General features: G+C 38.1%; 18 protein-coding genes and 1 pseudogene. 7 read left to right on the top strand and 12 right to left on the bottom strand.

Annotated elements, in window-relative coordinates; translation table 11 throughout:
* Position 1: 1 nt before the first annotated feature.
* The gene (locus tag FQV30_RS04955) at positions 2-352 is read right to left on the bottom strand and encodes a hypothetical protein (RefSeq protein ID WP_146499006.1); all 351 of its coding nucleotides are present in this window, start codon (positions 350-352) and stop codon (positions 2-4) included.
* Positions 349-654, bottom strand: coding sequence for an antibiotic biosynthesis monooxygenase family protein (locus FQV30_RS04960; protein WP_146499007.1), 306 nt, complete (start codon positions 652-654; stop codon positions 349-351). Before FQV30_RS04960 ends, FQV30_RS04955 begins: the two co-directional genes overlap by 4 nt.
* 874 nt (positions 655-1,528) lie before the next feature.
* Between FQV30_RS04960 and FQV30_RS04965 the strand changes: the two genes are divergently transcribed.
* Positions 1,529-1,969: a VanZ family protein gene (locus FQV30_RS04965; protein ID WP_146499008.1), complete on the top strand. Its 441-nt coding sequence runs from the start codon at positions 1,529-1,531 to the stop codon at positions 1,967-1,969.
* Between the two features lie 379 nt (positions 1,970-2,348).
* On the opposite strand, the gene FQV30_RS04970 is transcribed toward FQV30_RS04965, so the two are convergent.
* Both FQV30_RS04970 and FQV30_RS04975 read right to left on the bottom strand, forming a co-directional pair.
* Positions 2,349-2,969 (bottom strand): sugar transferase, encoded by a 621-nt coding sequence (locus tag FQV30_RS04970; RefSeq protein ID WP_146499009.1) that lies wholly within the window; start codon positions 2,967-2,969, stop codon positions 2,349-2,351.
* On the bottom strand, positions 2,969-4,114 hold the full coding sequence (locus FQV30_RS04975) for a PLP-dependent aminotransferase family protein (protein WP_146499010.1): 1,146 nt from the start codon (positions 4,112-4,114) through the stop codon (positions 2,969-2,971). Before FQV30_RS04975 ends, FQV30_RS04970 begins: the two co-directional genes overlap by 1 nt.
* 573 nt (positions 4,115-4,687) lie before the next feature.
* Between FQV30_RS04975 and FQV30_RS04980 the strand changes: the two genes are divergently transcribed.
* The 3 genes from FQV30_RS04980 to FQV30_RS04990 all read left to right on the top strand — a co-directional run bounded on the left by FQV30_RS04980 (position 4,688) and on the right by FQV30_RS04990 (position 7,331).
* On the top strand, positions 4,688-4,882 hold the full coding sequence (locus tag FQV30_RS04980) for a hypothetical protein (protein WP_146499011.1): 195 nt from the start codon (positions 4,688-4,690) through the stop codon (positions 4,880-4,882).
* Positions 4,883-5,574: 692 nt separating this feature from the next.
* Positions 5,575-6,864, top strand: coding sequence for a nucleotide sugar dehydrogenase (locus FQV30_RS04985; protein WP_255473314.1), 1,290 nt, complete (start codon positions 5,575-5,577; stop codon positions 6,862-6,864).
* 185 nt (positions 6,865-7,049) lie between these two features.
* Positions 7,050-7,331 carry a YciI family protein gene (locus FQV30_RS04990; RefSeq protein WP_146499013.1) on the top strand — a complete coding sequence of 94 codons (282 nt, stop codon included), beginning with the start codon at positions 7,050-7,052 and terminating at the stop codon, positions 7,329-7,331.
* Positions 7,332-7,378: 47 nt separating this feature from the next.
* On the opposite strand, the gene FQV30_RS04995 is transcribed toward FQV30_RS04990, so the two are convergent.
* The 5 genes and pseudogenes from FQV30_RS04995 to FQV30_RS05015 form a co-directional block, all read right to left on the bottom strand.
* Positions 7,379-8,101: a hypothetical protein gene (locus tag FQV30_RS04995; protein WP_146499014.1), complete on the bottom strand. Its 723-nt coding sequence runs from the start codon at positions 8,099-8,101 to the stop codon at positions 7,379-7,381.
* Between the two features lie 280 nt (positions 8,102-8,381).
* Complete coding sequence (locus FQV30_RS05000; protein WP_370512360.1) at positions 8,382-8,915, bottom strand: class D sortase; 534 nt, start codon at positions 8,913-8,915, stop codon at positions 8,382-8,384.
* 134 nt (positions 8,916-9,049) lie between these two features.
* Positions 9,050-9,280 (bottom strand): hypothetical protein, encoded by a 231-nt coding sequence (locus tag FQV30_RS05005; RefSeq protein WP_146499016.1) that lies wholly within the window; start codon positions 9,278-9,280, stop codon positions 9,050-9,052.
* On the bottom strand, positions 9,267-9,554 hold the full coding sequence (locus FQV30_RS05010; RefSeq protein WP_146499017.1) for a hypothetical protein: 288 nt from the start codon (positions 9,552-9,554) through the stop codon (positions 9,267-9,269). Before FQV30_RS05010 ends, FQV30_RS05005 begins: the two co-directional genes overlap by 14 nt.
* A gap of 36 nt (positions 9,555-9,590) precedes the next feature.
* Positions 9,591-9,797, bottom strand: a pseudogene (locus tag FQV30_RS05015) (processed acidic surface protein); the annotation flags it as partial.
* 735 nt (positions 9,798-10,532) lie between these two features.
* Here FQV30_RS05015 and FQV30_RS05020 point away from each other — a divergent pair.
* The 3 genes from FQV30_RS05020 (at position 10,533) to FQV30_RS05030 (ending at position 14,321) form a co-directional block, all read left to right on the top strand.
* Entirely contained in the window at positions 10,533-12,437 is a 1,905-nt protein-coding gene (locus FQV30_RS05020; RefSeq protein WP_146499019.1) for a S8 family peptidase, read from the top strand.
* Between the two features lie 347 nt (positions 12,438-12,784).
* A complete protein-coding gene (gene galU, locus FQV30_RS05025; protein ID WP_146499020.1) occupies positions 12,785-13,666 on the top strand; it encodes a UTP--glucose-1-phosphate uridylyltransferase GalU in 882 nt (293 codons plus the stop codon).
* Between the two features lie 133 nt (positions 13,667-13,799).
* Complete coding sequence (locus FQV30_RS05030) at positions 13,800-14,321, top strand: C40 family peptidase (protein WP_146499021.1); 522 nt, start codon at positions 13,800-13,802, stop codon at positions 14,319-14,321.
* Between the two features lie 19 nt (positions 14,322-14,340).
* Here the strand turns inward: FQV30_RS05030 and FQV30_RS05035 are convergent, their stop codons facing one another.
* The 3 genes from FQV30_RS05035 to FQV30_RS05045 all read right to left on the bottom strand — a co-directional run bounded on the left by FQV30_RS05035 (position 14,341) and on the right by FQV30_RS05045 (position 18,880).
* On the bottom strand, positions 14,341-15,369 hold the full coding sequence (locus tag FQV30_RS05035) for a LysM peptidoglycan-binding domain-containing protein (protein WP_146499022.1): 1,029 nt from the start codon (positions 15,367-15,369) through the stop codon (positions 14,341-14,343).
* Between the two features lie 313 nt (positions 15,370-15,682).
* Positions 15,683-17,218, bottom strand: a complete 1,536-nt coding sequence (locus FQV30_RS05040; RefSeq protein WP_146499023.1) for a glycosyltransferase family 2 protein — start codon at positions 17,216-17,218, stop codon at positions 15,683-15,685.
* Positions 17,219-17,359: 141 nt separating this feature from the next.
* The gene (locus FQV30_RS05045; protein ID WP_146499024.1) at positions 17,360-18,880 is read right to left on the bottom strand and encodes a glycosyltransferase family 2 protein; all 1,521 of its coding nucleotides are present in this window, start codon (positions 18,878-18,880) and stop codon (positions 17,360-17,362) included.
* Positions 18,881-19,040 lie beyond the last annotated feature (160 nt).

Consider the following 19,040-nt stretch of genomic DNA (forward strand, 5'->3'; position numbering starts at 1 on the left):
TCTAATTATCCAAAAGATTGATGGCGTCCCTAAGAGTAAGGATCATAAACTCTTCTTCGTCAGGTTCAACTTTTCCGGGAAGAATTGCGATCAAACGCTCAAAGTTGTCGACGATCAAGTGTGTCCCGACATTCCGGCTCGTTAAGACAGTCTGCAGCCATTTTGTGTAATCGAGAAACAGGGCTGGCTGGCTAAGTGAAAAAGCTGTTTCCAAATGGTCAAGATGGTGCATATTATCTTTTTCGGTATGGATAATGCCGTTCTCGCCAAACCGTTCAATAAGCTCAGGGTGGGCGGCATATATGCTTTCCCTCGCTTCTTTGGCGATTTGTTGTTTTGTTATGGTGTTCATTCAGCTACAACCTCATATTGCCGGACTTTCGGCACGATTCCTGCCAATTCTTGGTCCGGATAATTTTTTTCCATATCATGTATTTCCTTGAATTCTGCACTTTTCACCCAGGCTAGATAAGCGGCTTTGGTTTGCCACTCCAGGTGGACCGTCAATTCATTCGGTTTTTTTGTGTTTTGGAACAGCCGGAACGAATGGAACCCTTCTGCCGAATCTACACGTCTGGAACGTTTCCGGTAAATGCCAATGACTTCATCCACTTTTTCAGGCGGAACAATCACAGTTGACGTTACAATATACATGCCATTTCCCCTTCGCCTCTAAATTTCTGTGTTAATTATAACACTTCGGTCTTAGAAATAAAAAGAAAGCAGGAGGGCAAAGGGTAAGAGCTGCCCATCAAACGGATAGCCCTTAATATTTTTCCCGAGCTTTAACAGCCCAAGCTTGAATTTTACGATCGATTTTAATAATATACTTTTTCCCCAGCGTGATGCCAAAAAGGAACATCGATAACAGGAATATCGTAAAAGGGTCAAAGCTCTTGAATTCCAGAAAATTTAGGGCGCCTAGAATGATATGGGGCACATAGCCAAGCCCGGTACTTATCGAAAAGGATAGCAAAATCCGGATTTTCGACCTGAGCCAATAACGTGCATAAAACATATAGAAAGTTGCAGACCAAGCTATAAGGTCACATGTTATTAATATTGGCCATTTATGCAATAAAAGTATGTCAGCGATAGAGCATCACGCCTTAATTTTTTAAAATCCCATTTCCCTGCAACAAGACTATACCCGGTTTTTAAAAAAGCATTCAGTTTGGAAACGACGCTATTGGCTCACTTTCAAGTTCGTCCTGCTCTTTCCATAACCTTATAAAAAAATGGAAAGCAAATTAAAAATTGAAAAAATCAAATATCCAGTGTAATATGAGCGGAAATACTTGATAGCTGGAACCGTGAACTATAATTATACTTAAAAAACAACAACTAATTAGGATACCCATATCCTAAAATGTTATGAATCATTGGATAGACTAATAAAATGGCTATCACTGTATAGCCGGCGATATAGCTGAACAAAAGTGATTTCTCGGACTGTACAAAACAACACTACAGAATAGTAACGAATAACACAAAATATACTAACAGAAGAAGAGGGGGAGACAGAAGAATGTTGTTAAACATTAAATTTTTAGGGGTTATCTCATGGATTGCTTTAATAGTAATAGCCACTTGCACAACCGATGCCCGAGCTTTTTTGTTTGATCAGACTATAAATTATGATTTTGAACCCCATCCTGTTTTTTCAGAACTTCTCATAACGAATGATATAGACTTTTATGATGATTTCTATCTGCTTCAAAAAATTGGCCATTTCACTTCATTTGGAATCCTGTATGTCTTCATTCTTGTATGGTTAAAGAGAAAGCAGCCGGCTTTTATACTATGCGCAATTTTTGGTTTTTTTACTGAGGTTTTGCAACTGTATTTCAATCGAAATGGAAGGTTGTTTGATGCTTTTATAGATTTGTTAGGGGTTAGTTTTGCATTTGCTATTTGTCATCTCATAAAAAGCTTAAAAAGAACTGCTCCTTCAGTTGGGAATAATTAATTTTATAAAAGTTTTGAATCGGCTTGTCATCAAAGTCTTCATTGAAAGCATGATATCACACAATGGAACTTGTATAGGCCCAACCCCAACCGAATCATAATTCAAGACTGGTATCGATTGTTAACAGGCAACCGGCCTATCCGGATTGTAAGGAGGCTGACTACATGGCCTATTACAACGAAATGCGTAAGGAATGAAAGCAACAGAAAATGACCCCGGTATTAAATCGGAGTCATCTGTCCTCAGCTTAACTGCAAAACGCTTTTTTATGAATAGTCCATTAAATGTGATTGGATCATTTTGTAATGAACTTATTTTTTCTATATGCGAATACTTTAATTTCCCCTCAAAATTTTTTGATGATCTCGCCAAGAGCTACTCATATATGCTCTTCTTTCTTTATGTTTCCATAAAAGCTTTCCCCGCTAGAATTTCCTTCCACTTCCACTCCATCTCTTTGAAGCACCCTTAGAATTGTAATGAATATAATTTTCAAATCAATAAAAAAGTTATGGTTATCCACATACCAAACATCTAACTTGAAGCGATTTTCCCAAGCCAATTCATTTCGTCCATTCACTTGTGCCCAGCCTGTAATTCCCGGTTTGACATCGTGCCTTCTCATTTGTTCCGGTGAATACCGTTCCAAATACTCTACTTCTAGAGGTCTTGGCCCCACCAAACTCATATCCCCCTTTAATACGTTGATTAATTCAGGGAGCTCGTCTAAACTAGTGCTTCTTAAAAATCTTCCTAATTTAGTTAAACGAATATGATCAGGCAAAAGCTGGCCATTTTCATCTTTTTCATCTGTCATAGTTCTGAATTTATACATTACGAAAAGCTTTCCTTTTAATCCCGGGCGCTCATGTTTAAAAATAAAAGGGCTGCCCATATTTAGAAATACAATCAATGAAAGCACAATTAATAATGGAGAAAAAATAATCAGAGCTATCAAAGAACTGCTTATGTCAAATAGTTTTTTAATGAAAAATTTCATCAAGCACCTCCAAAAATACTTTTTTTATTGTCTTCCACTGGATCGAAGACTATTAGCTCTTCATCTTTTCCATATTTGCTATAGAAAGCTTTTATGACTTTCACAATTCTTTCCATGTCCTTTTCCGAATATCGTTGATCACAAGGAATCGTAAGAATCTTGCTGGATATGCTCAATGGGTTTACCATATTCAATTTTTTAACAACATTTGGAACTGGCCAGTGAATGGGAGGATATATCTTGTTTTTTATCAGTTCTTTTTTTAATTGATCTCTGTTTTCAACATAAATAACAAAGCCTAGAGGAGTATCCGCGGGTGTTAATTTTCCGCTAACAATATTACTGGGACCAAAGACGGTAGAAAGCGATTGATAGAGGAAATTATAGTTATCACGCCTTTTCTTCTTCATATCGGTAATATCATAAGTTTCAATGATTATTTTAGAAAGTGCATCAATGCTCTCCAACTCAATAGTTCGATTGCTCACTGCTTCGTCCGCTTCTTCAAACAAATTCAGATAGATTTCTTTCAGTGGTTCATTATTAGGTTCTTGAAGATATTTTTCTTTGAGAATAAAACCGTACAGACGCTTTCCTATAAGCGAATAGGAAGTAAATGGAACCGTAAGTTCTTCCAGTTTGGCTCTTTCCTTTTCATCTTCCACTTTGACGACTGCTCCTGACGGAATCCCCATCCATTTCCTTATGCTTGCTAACTTATAATGGCCTATTCCAGCGTCTTCGTTAAAGAAAGTATGTGTTCTATCTTCGATTAGCACTTTTTCACTTTTTAAGTTTCGTAAAAATTCTATTGTGGATTCCGGTTCTCTCACATTGAAAAAATCAACTAAATAGATAGCCTGGCAGCGTCTTAATTTCTTTTTTAAATCAATCAAATTGATTCTTAAATCTTTATCCACTTCGTAAAATTCCACCTTCAAGTCCAGCTCTGAAAAAGGTTTATAAATACTTCCGCATAAGTAATTCGGCAAGAGGAAAGAGTCTATTTCTTTTTCTTCAAGCAACGAAGTTAAAATTGCTTTTATTGCAGCTTGGCCCGAAGAAAAAAAGAGGTGATCTAAATAGGATGTTTTCCCCCTTTCCTTACCAGCAAGACTTATTTTCAATTCTCCGCCAATTTCCATTTGTCTTTTCCTCTCCTTAATACTAAAAAGTTTGTTTTACCCAATTGAGGTTTTTTATAGCTCAATCATAGGCAAAGAATATATTCATCATTTCGAGTACAACATTAAAGTTTTCAGGTTAAAAGGAGGTTAAATTCATAATTTTTAAAAAACTAAAAAGGACTTTTCTGTCTTAAGTGGATTCAGCCTGTAATAATGGTTCTTTTAATACAAGAATCCCATTTGAGATTTTTCTGTTTTAAGGCCCAAGTACATTGTATTTATCTCATTGAATAGGGAAAGTCATATGAGTCAGATCATTTTTAAGTATTGGGGGATGATTGGATCAGCTTTTGGAGAAGCCTTGTTGAGTGATGGAAACTGAATGGATCCTGTTATTCCGCAACTAGTTGCACTTTCCAATATTTTGTTCAATAGCCAAAGGTGAAATTGTTTGGAGAAAATAGGAAGCAAGCTCTGATTGGTTCGAGCCTCTCTGCCTTTCTTGTTAAAACCAAAACACCGAGTCTAGCCAGGTTAAATGGAGCGAACGCTGGAGTCTTTAAAGAAAAAGCAGGGCAGTTGAGGCCTGAAATGGAGCAGAAGGCGGCGACTCCAGCGAGAGCAGCGAAGCGACGCGAGCTGAAGCCCCTGGACAGAGCGAAGCGAATGTCTTGGTATTTGCGACCAGTAATCGCAGGAGCAAAGGAAGCGGCTGAGGCTGTGCCCGCGGAAATCGTCCGCCTGGAGCGAAATGAAAAAGCTGCCGAGAGTTTCTTGACAGTCTGAAATGACTCCGGTATTTTATCGGAGTCATCTGCGTGCAGCCTAGTTGCTCAGTACTTTTTTAACCACTAAAACTATTTAACCTACTCTTAACCTGACGACTTTAGCATAGGTTTCAGACAAAAATCTTTAGGAGGTGAAAAAGAAAATGCTTTAAAAAGGGGGAAGAGTTTGAACTTCTTATTTGTTCATTAATGATGCTTTAGAAGGAGAGATGGGAAAGCAGGCAAATGGAGTCGATTCCAATTATGGCAATTTCCCAATGGCTTATTCCGATAAGTGGAATTAGAAGTTTATAATGGCGGAGAGATTTTCATAATGTCCATATTCTTTTACTTAGTTTTCATTTATTGATACGGACACAATGAAAATTTATCTGTTAGTGGAATTTATGCAATTTTTTCTTCTTTCAATAAGCGGTGCTCTCTATTCGTATCGCTTGCTTGATGAAGGATGCCTAGTGCTGATCTTTGCGGGACTAGCAGTATAATTTCTTCTGCTTTTTTATGTGCTTTACATTATGGTGTTTCCAATTCTTAAAGTGGTACAGATATCGAATATTTTCATGGATTCTTATCAGCTATTCGGAGCGGGATGATTCCGCTGCTCATCGTAAATTTAGCTGCCGTGGATAGCAAGCAGGTGCTTAATCTAAATACTCAGCGTTGGAGGCCGGAAGAAAGGAAGAAATTCACATGATGATCGACAAGTTGAAAATAGCAGTAGTAGGAATGGGAGACGCCGGATTGCCAGTAGCTATTGAATTTGGCAAGAAATATTCGGTTATCGGTTTTGACTCGGAAGCGGACCGGATTGAATCATTGATTGATAGGTTTAGCTATATACCGGAAATGATGGCAGAGGATTTAAAGAAAGCGGAGATTGAATTTACCGACGATCCCTTAAAACTCAACGATGCCGGTTTTATCATCATTGCTGTTCCCACAATAGTAAATTCAAGTAACCACCCGGATTTCACTCAAGTTATGAAAGCCAGTAAAACCGTAGGCAAGTATATGAAAAAAGGGGCAGTTGTTGTTTACGAATCTACGTTTTATCCGGGGTTGACAGAAGAAAAATGCATCCCGGTCCTTGAAAAATATTCGGGGTTGGAAGCTGGAGAAGAGTTTTTTGTCGGGTACTCACAAGAGCAAATCACACCTTATGAAAATAAAGAGGTTTTTTCAAAAACCAAGAAAGTAGTAGCAGGCCAGAGTAAAGAAGTGGGCGATTTTATTGCTGAAGTATATGGACAGATAGCTGAAGCTGGTGTGTATAAGGCGAAATCGATTCGGGTTGCGGAAACTGCAAAAATTTTCGAATCAACACATCGTGATGTCAACTTTGCGCTGATGAACGAACTGGCTCTGATTTGCAACAAGCTTGAAATCGATACACAGGATGTTCTTGAAACAGTTTCGATTAAAAGGAAATTCCAGAAATTCTCGCCCAGTTTGGTTGGCGGTTTTTCAACAAGCAATGATCCTTACTTTTTAGCCTATAAAGGAATTGCAGCTGGCCATTATCCTATTCTCACTCTATCTGCCAGACGCTTCAACGAGCAAATGGGCGCTGCACTTGCACAGATAGTTGTAAAAAAAATAGTTGAGCGGAATTACTCTGTTGAAAAATCAAGGGTGACCGTGCTTGGCTTCACTGATAAAGAAGATGAACCAAACGTATACAATATACAGATTGTTGATATGATCCGGGAGCTCCAGGAGTTTGGTCTTGATGTACAGGTGGCAGATCCGTTGGCGCATCCTGAAAAAGCTGAAAGTTTATTCGGCATCGAACTTACACCACACAGTGATTTACTCCCTGCTTCAGCTGTTATCCTTGCAGTGCCCCATACGAATTTCAAAAAAGCAGGATGGCAAAAGATTGAACAGCTGCTAACAAATAAAGAAGGAATAGTTTTTGATATCAAAAGTATGCTTGATCAAAAAGAAAAACCGGCAAAGATTGAATTATGGCGACTATGAGGAGAAAATCAGATGGCTTTAAGAAAGGTCGCATCAAATAAAAACCAATAAAGCATCCAGCTCTTCCAACATTCAACCGGCTTAGTTTTGCACTGCTGTTGTAAGGTCCATTTGCTCCGTTTTTTAAAGCGGCTGATATTGCAATAAAATGGAGTCGATATGAATTCTAGGTAGGGAGGGATAATATGCCGCTGCAAGAAGGGAAGAAATTTTTTGCCGTTCTTTTGCCGATGCTTGATAGAGAGAAGAGCCAGCATTTCAGGGCAGACCATTTATCATTTTTGGAAATGATGAGAAACGATGGCCATGTTTGCGGCAATGGACGATTTGTTGACGGATCTGGCGGACTGGTCATATATCAAGCAGTCTCGTTTAGTGAATGCGAAGCCTATGTGAATCAAGACCCTTATGTCAAAAACGGAGCTAGGAGCTATGAAATTCATGAGTGGGAAGCTGTCTGGGCTTGAAAATGAAAACCCAGCCGCAATATTGACAAATGCGCTGGGTTTATCAATTAAGAATCGGCTACATCTTTTAATAGTTTGTTGCGAAGGCTATCTTTTCGCTTTTCATACTCTTTTACGTAGGGATCTGTAATGGAATTAGGCAAGTTGTTTGCTTTCAACTCTTTTTCCATATCGTTTATCAAGGCATAAAAGAATTGGTCAGTCTGTTTTTCCAATTCAGAGGCTGCAGCTGTGTATTTATTATAAAAGTAAGGGTAACTTATGGATTGGCCGGTTGCTTTTTTCTCAAGATATTCATTTTTTGCTATACCAACCAATTTATAAAGCCGGTCTGTTGACTGTTTTTCCAGATTTTCAAATGCCGCTTCATATTCCGCCTTGATTTGGCCGACCTTTACTTTTTTATCAGGAGAGTTTCTTTTTTCAGCAGAAGCTGCTTTTTCATTGGCAACGGGAGTTACTTTAGTCTTTTCTCTTAAAATTTTTCCGTTGCTGGCTGTATCAGCTGCAAACTTATCTGTACCAAAAATAGGGATCCTTTCATCTGGCTCATCTGTTGCGTTAGAAACAGGCTGCTCCCGGCGCATCAAATTCCCTTTTTCGTCCAAAATGATTTTAGAGCCGTCCGAAAGTGCAATGACATACTCTTCCTCAGCTACAATTTCAACTTTAGCATCGGCTACATCATACGCTTTGAATTCAAACAAATAGACCAGGTAGCCAGCAATACAAAAAAGAGCGACACTTAAAAATAACCCTACTTTTTTCATACTTTCATCCTCTCTGCTTCAAAATTATTAACAAATAAACGGTAATCTAGAACACTTTATTTTACTGAATACAAGATGATGTCAGTGAAGAAGGGCAAGTAACAAAGAAACTAGTTTTTAGTGCGGTTAGAAAAAGAGGAAAGGTTTTCTTTGAGGATAAGTTTGCCCATTAACTATTATGTAAATTTGTTATATTTAATTGAATTTTAACATAATAGTAAATAATAATCTATTTTATTAGAAATTTCTTATATTTCTATTACCATAGGAATCGTTTTCTTCATTCGGATGATATCAAATCTGCTATAAGTATATAGCGTTCTAGTGCATAGCCGACAAAATCAAAAGGATAGCAGGTGGAAACAGTCAACGTAGCTTTTGGTCTTGGCACGATGACTGTACGGTCATCTTCATCAACAATCCGGACTTGGCGGACTTTGTACGTGAATTTGCCGGCAACTGTTTCAACAATCAGCAAGTCGCCTTTGCCAACTTCACTAAGCCTGTGGAAAACAGTATTACGGTGGCGAGATAAAACGGAATTATCTTGCATTCCTGGCAAAACGCTTTCTGCAAAATGACCGAAGCCTTTTTCCAACTCTTCTTCATCAGTACCATGTATAATCGGCAGCGTTGCTTCAAGTTTCAGTATGATTAACTTTCCGATATTCTCGCCTTGTTCCGGCTGTTCTAAATAGAGAGCTTCTTTTTTTACGGGTTCTGCTGATTCAGTTGCTTGCTGTTGCTCTTCTTTTTCAGATACCACTAGTTTAGGCGTTGCCTCTGCATCCGCTTGGCTAGTTTTGAAGAGCATATATCCTTTTAAGAAGGTCGCCGCATTTGTACTGCTAAACCAAACTCTAAATCCAATAAAAGCGATTGATAAGGAAAGAAGAAGCAAGCGTCTAACCCGGCGGCTTCTCCCTTTTATTCCGGTTCTTTTCATTCTTATATGCCTGCGACTTTAAAACGGCGGTGCAATGCAATGCCGATCAATACAAGAGTTAGTCCAGCCATGATGTTTGCTAAATAATTACCTGCAGTCTTCGGCAATTTTCCGCCTTTGACAGTAGAAGCAACTCCCAGTTTTTTAACATCATTATGGATTTTCGGCTTTGCAGGCTTTTTAGCAGGAGCCTTTGAGACCACATCTGAAACTATGTCTTCAACTTCTTTCAATCTTATCCAATTCTTCCTCAGTTAAACCGAAAGCGAAAAAAAGACCATCCAGAATAAACTCAGCATCTTCTCCAAATGATAGATAGATGGAGATTGCTCCTTCCAGTGCTTTGATAGACTGATAGTATTCAATGGAATCATCAAAACCATTCAAGAACTCTTCCATTTCTTCAACAGAACCGAAATCGTAGTACTTGGCAAGTGCTTGAAGATTTTCAACAGAAATCGAAGTCAATCCTGAACGATATTCAACAAAGTCCTCTAAATCATCCATAAAGATCAGGTGTGTGCCTTCGAGAACATCTTCTCCTTATTCTATGTAACCGCATTCTGCAAGAATCTTATTCAATCCATCACGCGTTAAATCATAATCAGCCAGAAGGGTTTGAACCGCCTCTTCTGTCATAGGGGTTCCAACCTCTTGCATATGTTCAAAGTCTCCAAGCGACCAATCTTTGCTCTTTGAATAATCAAGATAAGCTTGCTTCTCCCAACTAATTTCAATTAAAAATCGGTCGAAGTTCTGATCGTTTTTTTAGATTGCAAATACTGAAATCGGCATAACGCTAAAAATTAGTATTGCAGCCATAAGCATTGCTACTAAACATTTTATCCCATATCCTCCCATGCCTTCTTTTTTCAAAAATCTAAACCAGTATACTGGAAAAATAGAAGAAATTACACAGGTTCAAATATATATACGTTTGAAATATGTAAGTTATTTACGACGTTTAAAAGGCTCGCTATAAATTGGTTTGTGAATATAGAGTTGAAATTTTAAGAGATTTTATTGGGAGAAGATGGAGGAAAAAAATATAATAATTGCTATTTAAACCAGTTACTTTTAATAATTATTAATATATTTACAATAAAGGTAGTTAAAATCTTGAATTATTGATGAAATTAGAAAGTTAAGAATATATTTATCCGAGAATAAGTGTATACTAATTATAATAATAATTTATCAATTTAAGGTTTAATTATCCAATTAATTAGCTAGTTTAATTCTTCTTTCTAAGGGAAATTTAAGCTTATGTTTCAAAAACGTGTTTATTCTTTACAAATCAATAACAAATTATTTTTTTAATAAAACATTGATATAAAATTTTTGCTGGTAAAGTATAATTTGATAGGGATTTTATTATATTTTTGAAAAGATAAAATTAATATTTAGAGATTAAAGGCGAAATTTAATTTTATGAAGAGAAATTTCGTTAAATTCAAATAGTCAGATTCATAAGGAGAATGGAAAATGAAAAAAACATTTATTGCCCTTTTAAGTTTACTAGCAATTATGCCTACTTTTCTTGGAGTCAACATATATGCAGAAGAAAATAGACCAAATCTTCCTGAAATTCCAGAAACGGATCAAGTAATTGTCACGTTGGAAGAAGATGCTGTGAATAAATTGGCGGAATCGGAAACTCTTGCAACAACTGGAGGAGAGGCTGATCAATTGGTGACTATTGAAGTTCCGGAAAACGAGTCGATTGATGCGTTTATTGAAGATTTGGAAAAGCAGAAAGATGTGAAAAGTGTTGAACCGGATTTTTTTGTGAAATTGGATTACGTGGCGGATGATCCGGATCTCATTGATTTCCAATATCACCATAAATCAATTGGAACTGCCAGGGCGTGGGATATTACACTAGGATCGCCGGAAGTCATAGTTGCCATCATTGATGATGGTATCGATCTCAACCACATCGATTTGAAGAACCAGATTGTTTCCCATCACAATATGGTTGAAGGCAAAACATTCACTAAAGGTGAACATGGAACACATGTTGCTGGCATTATAGCTGGCGTAGTGAATAATAAAGCAGGTGGAGCAGGAGTTGCTCCAAAAACAAAAATCATGGCCATTGATGTCTTTGACAGAGACTACGCATTGATTTCAGATATTGTTGAAGGAATATATAAAGCTGTAGATGGCGGTGCAGATGTCATTAATATGAGCCTTGGCAGTTATGCTCCAAGCACCGCTTTAGAAACAGCAGTGCAATATGCCTATAATAAAGGAGTGGTTGTCGTAGCGGCTGCGGGGAATGATGCTTTAAGTGATTCACATTATCCTTCTTCCTACAAAAATGTCATTTCTGTAGCATCCACTACTTCTGAAGATAAACAGTCCGATTTTTCGAATTATGGGCCAACTGTCGATTTAGCGGCCCCTGGTACGGATATTTTTTCCACTCTGCCAAACAATGCGTATGGCTGGATGAGCGGTACATCAATGGCTTCACCGGTGATAGCAGGAGTGGCGGCTCTTTTGAAAGCCAAGGAACCACTATTGACAAATAAAGAAATCGCAAATCGATTGTTTCTTACTGCAAAAGATCTAGGTGTGGCAGGGAAAGATGTCAAGTATGGCTATGGCCGTGTAAATACATTTAATGCTCTGAAAAACATAGATAACACTGTACCAGTTGTTCCAACAGCCGGTACCATAACGAATTCGACCACTTCGATTATTGGGAAAACTGAATTGAACGCGAGAGTATTCGCTTATGCTGGGAAAACAAAACTCGGTGAAGCGGTGGCGAAGAATGGAAAGTACACAATGAAGATAGCGAAGCAAAAAACAGGAACTCGTATTTCTCTCTATGCTATTGATGCCGCGAAAAATAAAAGTGTTGTGAAAATGCTGACGGTTTTAGATAAAACAGCTCCTGGTGTTCCGTCGGTGAATTCAGTCTCAAACAAAAGTACCACTGTAACCGGAAAAGCGGAATCGAATGCCAAAGTATATGCATACACTGGAAAGACAAAAATTGGCGAAGCGACAGCTAAAAGTGGAGCTTTTTCCATTAAAATCGCCAAGCAAAAAGCAGGAACAACCATCTCAGTATATGCTGTAGACACTGCTAAAAACAGAGGTGGTACGAAGAACGTTAAAGTGGCTGATAAAATTGCACCAAGCGCTCCAAGCGTTAATACGATAACAAGCAAAACGACGACTGTTTCTGGAAAAGGGGAAAAAGGAGCTGTTATTACTGTTTATAATGGGAGCAACAAGCTTGGCCTAGGTACAGTAAGCAGCACTGGATCTTTCAGTGTGAAAATCAGTGTCCAGAAAAAAGGCAAGTTGGTAAGTGTCTATGCTACTGATAAAGCAGGCAATAAGAGCAGCAGTAAGACAGTTGTAGTAAAATAACTTTTATTTGTTAGAAAACAGAATGTATTTCGAGGCAGTTCTTAGCAAGGATTTGCCTTCTGTAGGAAAAGCAGGTTCTTTTTAGCGATTGTAAAATTTGATGAATTGAGCAACAGATATTAATGCGGAGGGGGTTTAGAAAAAGTGCTTCGAGGGACTTAAATGACTGGGATTTTAAAGGGCCATGAGAAATTTTTATTGGTTAATATTAAACTGTATAGCACTTCGGACCGATAAAGTGTATATTATTAATATGTAAGAAAATTAAGTAAATAATGACTTGAGCTTGTTTAGCTCCATGGAGAAGGCTAAATCCAAGTCTAAAAACTAAAAGGTAGGTGGAAGAAATGCAAGTAAGAAAAGCCATTATTCCGGCTGCAGGGCTGGGTACTCGTTTTTTGCCTGCCACGAAAGCAATGCCAAAGGAAATGCTTCCAATCGTTGATAAACCGACAATTCAGTACATAGTAGAAGAAGCGATCGCATCGGGCATTGAAGATATCATTATTGTGACAGGAAAAGGGAAACGGGCCATTGAAGATCATTTTGATCATGCCTATGAGCTGGAAGAAACCCTATTGAAAAAAGGGAAAATGGATATGTTGGATTCTGTGGTGGAAACATCCAAAGTAGAAATCCATTATATTCGTCAAAAACAACCGCTTGGCCTTGGACATGCCATTTGGTCCGCGCGTAAGTTTATCGGCAACGAACCGTTTGCAGTGCTGCTTGGGGATGACATTGTAGAAAATGATGACCCTTGTTTAGCGCAGTTAATGAGACAATATGACAAAACAGGCAATAGCGTAATTGGAGTCAAGGAAGTGCCAGATAGCGAAACCAAACGTTATGGCATCATTGATCCGCTGACTACAGATGGAAAATTGATGGAAGTAAAGCGTTTTGTTGAAAAACCTGCAGAAGGAACAGCGCCATCCAATTACGCCATTATGGGCCGCTATGTGTTGACTCCGGAAATTTTCGAATTTTTAGGAGAGCATCAATTTGGGGCAGGCGGGGAAATTCAATTGACGGATGCAATTGAAAAATTGAATGGAATCCAGTCGGTTTATGCGTATGAGTTTGATGGGCGTCGGTTTGATGTGGGAGAAAAATTCGGCTTTATCGAAACGACCATTGAATTTGCGCTGCAGCGTCCGGACCTTCGGGAGCCTTTGCTCGCGTTGTTCGAAAGTAAACTAAAAGAATTGAATATGGAAAGAAAGTAAACCGAAACCGCAAATCAGCAATAACTGATTTGCGGTTTTTGGTTCGTATAAAAAGGTTTTTCAATCTCCAAGGCGAAAGGTAATTGAAAGTGGATAAAGAAGACTAACATTTAAAGGATGGCAAGGTGATGGTATGCTGGAACAATTTGATCTAATTTTCTATAGGGGCGAAACACCGATAGCCCGCATTATTCAAAGACTTACTGAAAGCCAATACAGCCATGTTGCTATGGTCATTGACCCACTTCATCTTATCCAGCTGGACTGGAAAACGCCAGTCTCAATTCAGCATTTGGCATATCCGATTAGCCAATACGACATTTATCGTTTGAAGATTGCTTTAACAGCGGAAGAAAGAGGAAGGGTCATTTTATTTATAAGGGAATGGATTTCTACCGGTTATGATTGGAAATTGATTTTCAGCCGTTTGTTTAATATTTTATTCGGAACACCAATCATCTCATCAGCGAATCGCTATAATTGCGATGAACTGATAGTCGACGCATTCAGACATGTAGGAATCAACCTGATCGAGCGCGATATCAAACTCAATCCAGATACATTGTCAAAAAGCAAATTACTGTATAAAGTGGACGAAAACAACAATAGTTTTTTTGCGTATAAAAAAGATAACAAAAACCGGGCAAGAAGTTAACCTCTTCGCCCGGTTTTTGTTATCTTGGTATGGTCAGTACTTGTCCGATACGGATTAAATTATAATTGGTAATTTTGTTTGCAGCGGCCAATTTAGCTACGGTAATTTTGTGTTTTTTTGCAATGCTGTAAAGCGTATCTCCAGCTTTAACGGTGTATTCCACAGAGGCTGCCGGAGGAGAGGAGGTAATTTTTGCTGGAATGATGAGCACTTGCCCTACTCGGATCAAATTATAATTGGAGATGTTGTTGGCTTTTGCAAGTGCAGCTACGGTAACACCATGTTTTTTTGCAATGCTATAAAGTGTGTCTCCGGCTTTTACAGTATATTTTGTGCCTGATGCAGGAGGCTGTTTCAACTTAAGGATTTCCGAAACAGTGACAAATGAATAGCCTTTTGCTTTCAGTTTGGAAATCATGCCAGGAAGCGCTCCTGGAGTGCCGGATGCCCCTGCTCCTGTATGCATTAGCACGATTGTGCCGGGTACAACGTTGTTGACCACCTTATTGGTAATGGAAGCGGCAGAAACGCCCTTCCAGTCCACTGTGTCAATGTTCCAATGGACTGTGTGTGTGTAACCGGCATTGCCGACAGCTGCTAGGACTGCAGAGTTTGTAGAGCCGAACGGAGCCCTGAAAAGCGGCTTTGTCGACTTTCCGGTAATTCTCTTGATAGTGGCTTCCGTCTTATCCAGTTCGCCTTTTATTTTTGAGGCTGACAGTTTGGTGAAATCAGGGTGCGAATAGGAATGGTTTGCAATTTGGTGGCCTTTAGCGACGATATTCTTAATGGCCTGAGGGTGTTTTTCTGCTCCAGAACCGGTCAAGAAAAATGTTGCCTTCACATTACTGGCTGACAAGGCATCTAAAATTTTTTGAATGTTGGTGCCATCCGATCCGTCATCAAATGTGAGTGCTATGGCTTTGCTTGCAGTATTGCCTTTTGTGACCCATTTTGAGGTAGCCGCTTCACTTTGGTTGGAAAAGGAAAAGAAAGTAAATAGAATCAATGTGATTACGACAACTGACTTTACAAGTTTTGCCCCCATTTTAAACATCCTTTCTTATAATTACACCGGAAGAAAATGGCGTATGTATGAGAAAAAAGGTGGGTAAAAGGATGTGTGAAAAACATTTTAAATCAAAAATATGAATTTTTACTAGTATATTTATATTATATCATACGAATCACTGGCTGCGATATATAATTTGCTTATTCTGAAAACTATGGTCGGATAGGTTTTGTCCAAACATTGAAAGTACCCAAACATAACGTTTTTTACTTATTTCATATATAATAAAGCCTTTCTATAAGGGGGAACTAGATAATAAAAAACCCAGCAGCTAAGGCCGCTTAGGTTTTCAACTTTGCTTAGAAATTTTGAAGCCAAGATTCGAATTAATGGTCGTGTAAAAATTGAATAGTCGCCTTTCAAATTCAACTTGCTCTTGTTTGAGGAGGCTAAGTTTTCGGTAGCCATTGTATCGAATGAACATTTCATAACTGCCTGTCGACAAAGAGTCCAACTGATCAATACTAATGGTAGCATTTGTCTCCCCAGCAATATTATTTACGCGAAAATTGAATGTGTACTCCTCATTAATGTTTCTGCGGCTTCTGAAAACCAATTCACTAACGCTATCGTTATAATCGCCGAAAACTTGGGCTTCTAATTTGTATTCATCACCCTCAAATTTGCCGTTTCTGAAGAGAGCGAGCATAGGGACGCGAATATGCCTAAACTCGCCATGAAAAATAGGGACCACCATATAAGGCAAGTTATCTTTGATAATGTATTGCTTATATTTCTCGTTTCTATTCCATTGCACGAGCGACTCTAAATCGGCATAATCTTTTTGTATGAACAATTGATAAATGACTTTGTTGATAGGGTAAAAGAAATTATCAGTGAAATCGTACCGCAGATCATGGGCGATATCCAAAACCTGATGAAATTTCTCATAATACTTTTTTTTGTTTTTACTTTTTAAAAAATGCTGCCTTTCAAAAAGCCGGGTGATGGAGTCAAATTCAATCAGGCGGTTCATTACGATTTTTTCTTGTTCAACCGGCAGGTTTTTTTGTTTTACGTATTCTATCACTTTAATATTGGAATCCATTTTTTCGAAAATGTCGGTTTGTTTTGTTAACGATTCAGCGTTTTCATCCAATCGATTCAAGTAGGAAACCACTTGTTTGGTCGTGGAAACCGCTTTACAGTTGGTCAACACATCAATAAAAAACTGTTTGTCCTCCGCAAATTTCATTTCGGGAAAGCGGATGTTGTAATCCAATAAAAGCTGTCGGCGCATCATTCGTGCATTTGGCGCCAAGTGCTGGAACATGTTAGGTACGTCGTATGGGGAGATGCTCCTTCTTTCCGCTACAGATTGGTGCTCGCCGATGATTTTTTGTTCTTTGGATGTTTCTTTCATCGTTTTGCCGACTGCATAATCATCACCAGTTTCTTTTAAAATGGTATATAAAGCTTCTAGCCCTTCGCTATGAAGCCGATCGTCAGCATCCAAAAAAGTGATGTATTCAGAACTCGCCAGTTCAATACCCAAATTTCTTGGTTTAGATGGAGATCCGCTGTTTTCTTTCAAGAAAACAAGAACAATGTTTTTATATTTCTTTGCATAGGTCCATAAGATTTCCCTTGAAGAGTCGCTGGACCGGTCATCCACTAAGATATATTCAATGTTGTCAAAGTGGAGGGATTGACTGATGACCGATTCAATTGTATTGGCTAAAAATGGAGCGGCGTTATAAACCGGCGTAACGACAGTCACTTGGGTTTTTTTTGAGAAAATCCCTTTATTTTTTACGAAATAGCCTTCGTTGTTATATACTACGTCTTTTTCTTCATTGAATTTTCTGGATCCGAATCCGAACATCATATCACTCCTTTGAAAGGACTATTTAGTTATAATATACCATGTTATTGACTGAATATTAAAACAAATAAAGTGATAATGTTTTAAACTAAAGACAACAAAAGACATTTTGATTTGCAAAATGTCTTTTGTTTAAATGAATTATGAGAGTATCGAGTCCGCTTGCGCAGGAGCGGGAGCAGATATGCTATAAATCTCTTGAGTAAAGCGGACTTGATTTGGCTGAACAAACCGTAATTTGCGGAAACTGTCGTATTGTATGAACTTCTCAAAATTAGAAGAGGAAAATGTTTTCAAAGGAATCGAAGCTGTATAATAAACTTCCCCACCATCATCTTCCACTTTGAAATCGAACACATATTCTTCATTTGCATTTTTTCTGCTCCGGAAGATCAAGCCGTTTACATGTTGAGTATAGTCACCAAAAACTTTGAATTTCAAACTGTCCCTCTTGCCGGAAAGATGCTCATTTATATAAATTGCAAGCATCGGCACACGAATATACCGATAAGTTCCTTTTAAGAAAGGTACAACCATGTAAGGCATATTATCTTTGATAATAAACTGCTTGTTTTTTTCTTCGTTATTCCATTTTATTAAAGCTTCAAGGCTGGAATACTTCCTTTGCTTGTACAGCTGGTAAATGATTTTGCTGATCGGGTAAAAAAAGTTGTCCGATATGTCATACCCAAGTCCTTCAGCGGTATCAAGCGCTTCTTTGAATTTGGAGTAATATGCCTGTTTGTTGCAACTGTCGAGAAAATGGGCAGGGTCAAAAAGTTGGATGATAAAATCGAATTCATAAAGGCGATTTAGCACCATCTTTTCCTGCTCAATAGGCAGTTTCTTTTTCTTGATATGCTCAATAACTTTTAGGTTTGTATCCATCTTTTCAAAAACATCTGTCTGTTTTGTCAGAGAAGAGCCGTTTTCATCCAAACGATTCAGGTAGGAAGTGGCATGTTTTGTTGTGGATACAGTTTTGCTATGAATTATGACATCCATATAAAACTGTTTGTCTTCGGCATACTTCATGTCAGGAAAACGAATATTGCAATCCATCAATAATTGTCTTTTCATTATTTTTGCATTTGATCCCATATGGTGGAACATATCTGAAATGGAAAAAGGAGAAACGCTTCGTCTTTCCATGCATGATTGATGCTCGCCGACAATTTTGCTTCCAGTGGACGTTTCTTTGATGGTTTTGCCCACTGCATAGTCGTCACCTGTTTGATCCAAAATAGCCACCAGTTTTTCAAGGCAATCTTCTTTCAGCCAGTCATCAGCATCTAAAAAGCAAATCCATTCAGAGGTGGCTAATTCAATTCCTATATTTCTTGGAGTGGAGGGAGATCCTGTATTCTTTTCTAAAAAAACGGCAACAATATTTGCGTATTGCTGGGCGTATTTCCATATAATAGAACGAGAGGAATCAGTGGAACAGTCATCCACCAAAATAAATTCGATGTTTTTAAATTGGAGAGATTGCTTGATTACAGAATCGATGGTCTTTCTTAAAAACTTTTCGGCATTATAGACTGGGGTGACGACGGTCACTTGGCTTGGCTTCAAAAGGGTATCTCTGTTTTTTATAAACATACCCTGTTGATTGTAAGAAATTTCTTTTTCATTAAAAATTTTAGTGTACAGTTTTTTCATTCAATCATCCTCCTTCGTATTGCTAAATATATCACAAAATTTTCCGAAAAATATGAAAACAGAATAAATAGTTATAAAGTGCTGAAAAAAACAATTTTTATAAGCACGAAAAAAGGAATCCAGCACTATAGGATTCCCTTGTTTTCATACTATTAAACTA

Origin of the sequence: Planomicrobium sp. CPCC 101110, from assembly GCF_007859395.1 — a bacterium.
Taxonomy (GTDB): domain Bacteria; phylum Bacillota; class Bacilli; order Bacillales_A; family Planococcaceae; genus Planococcus.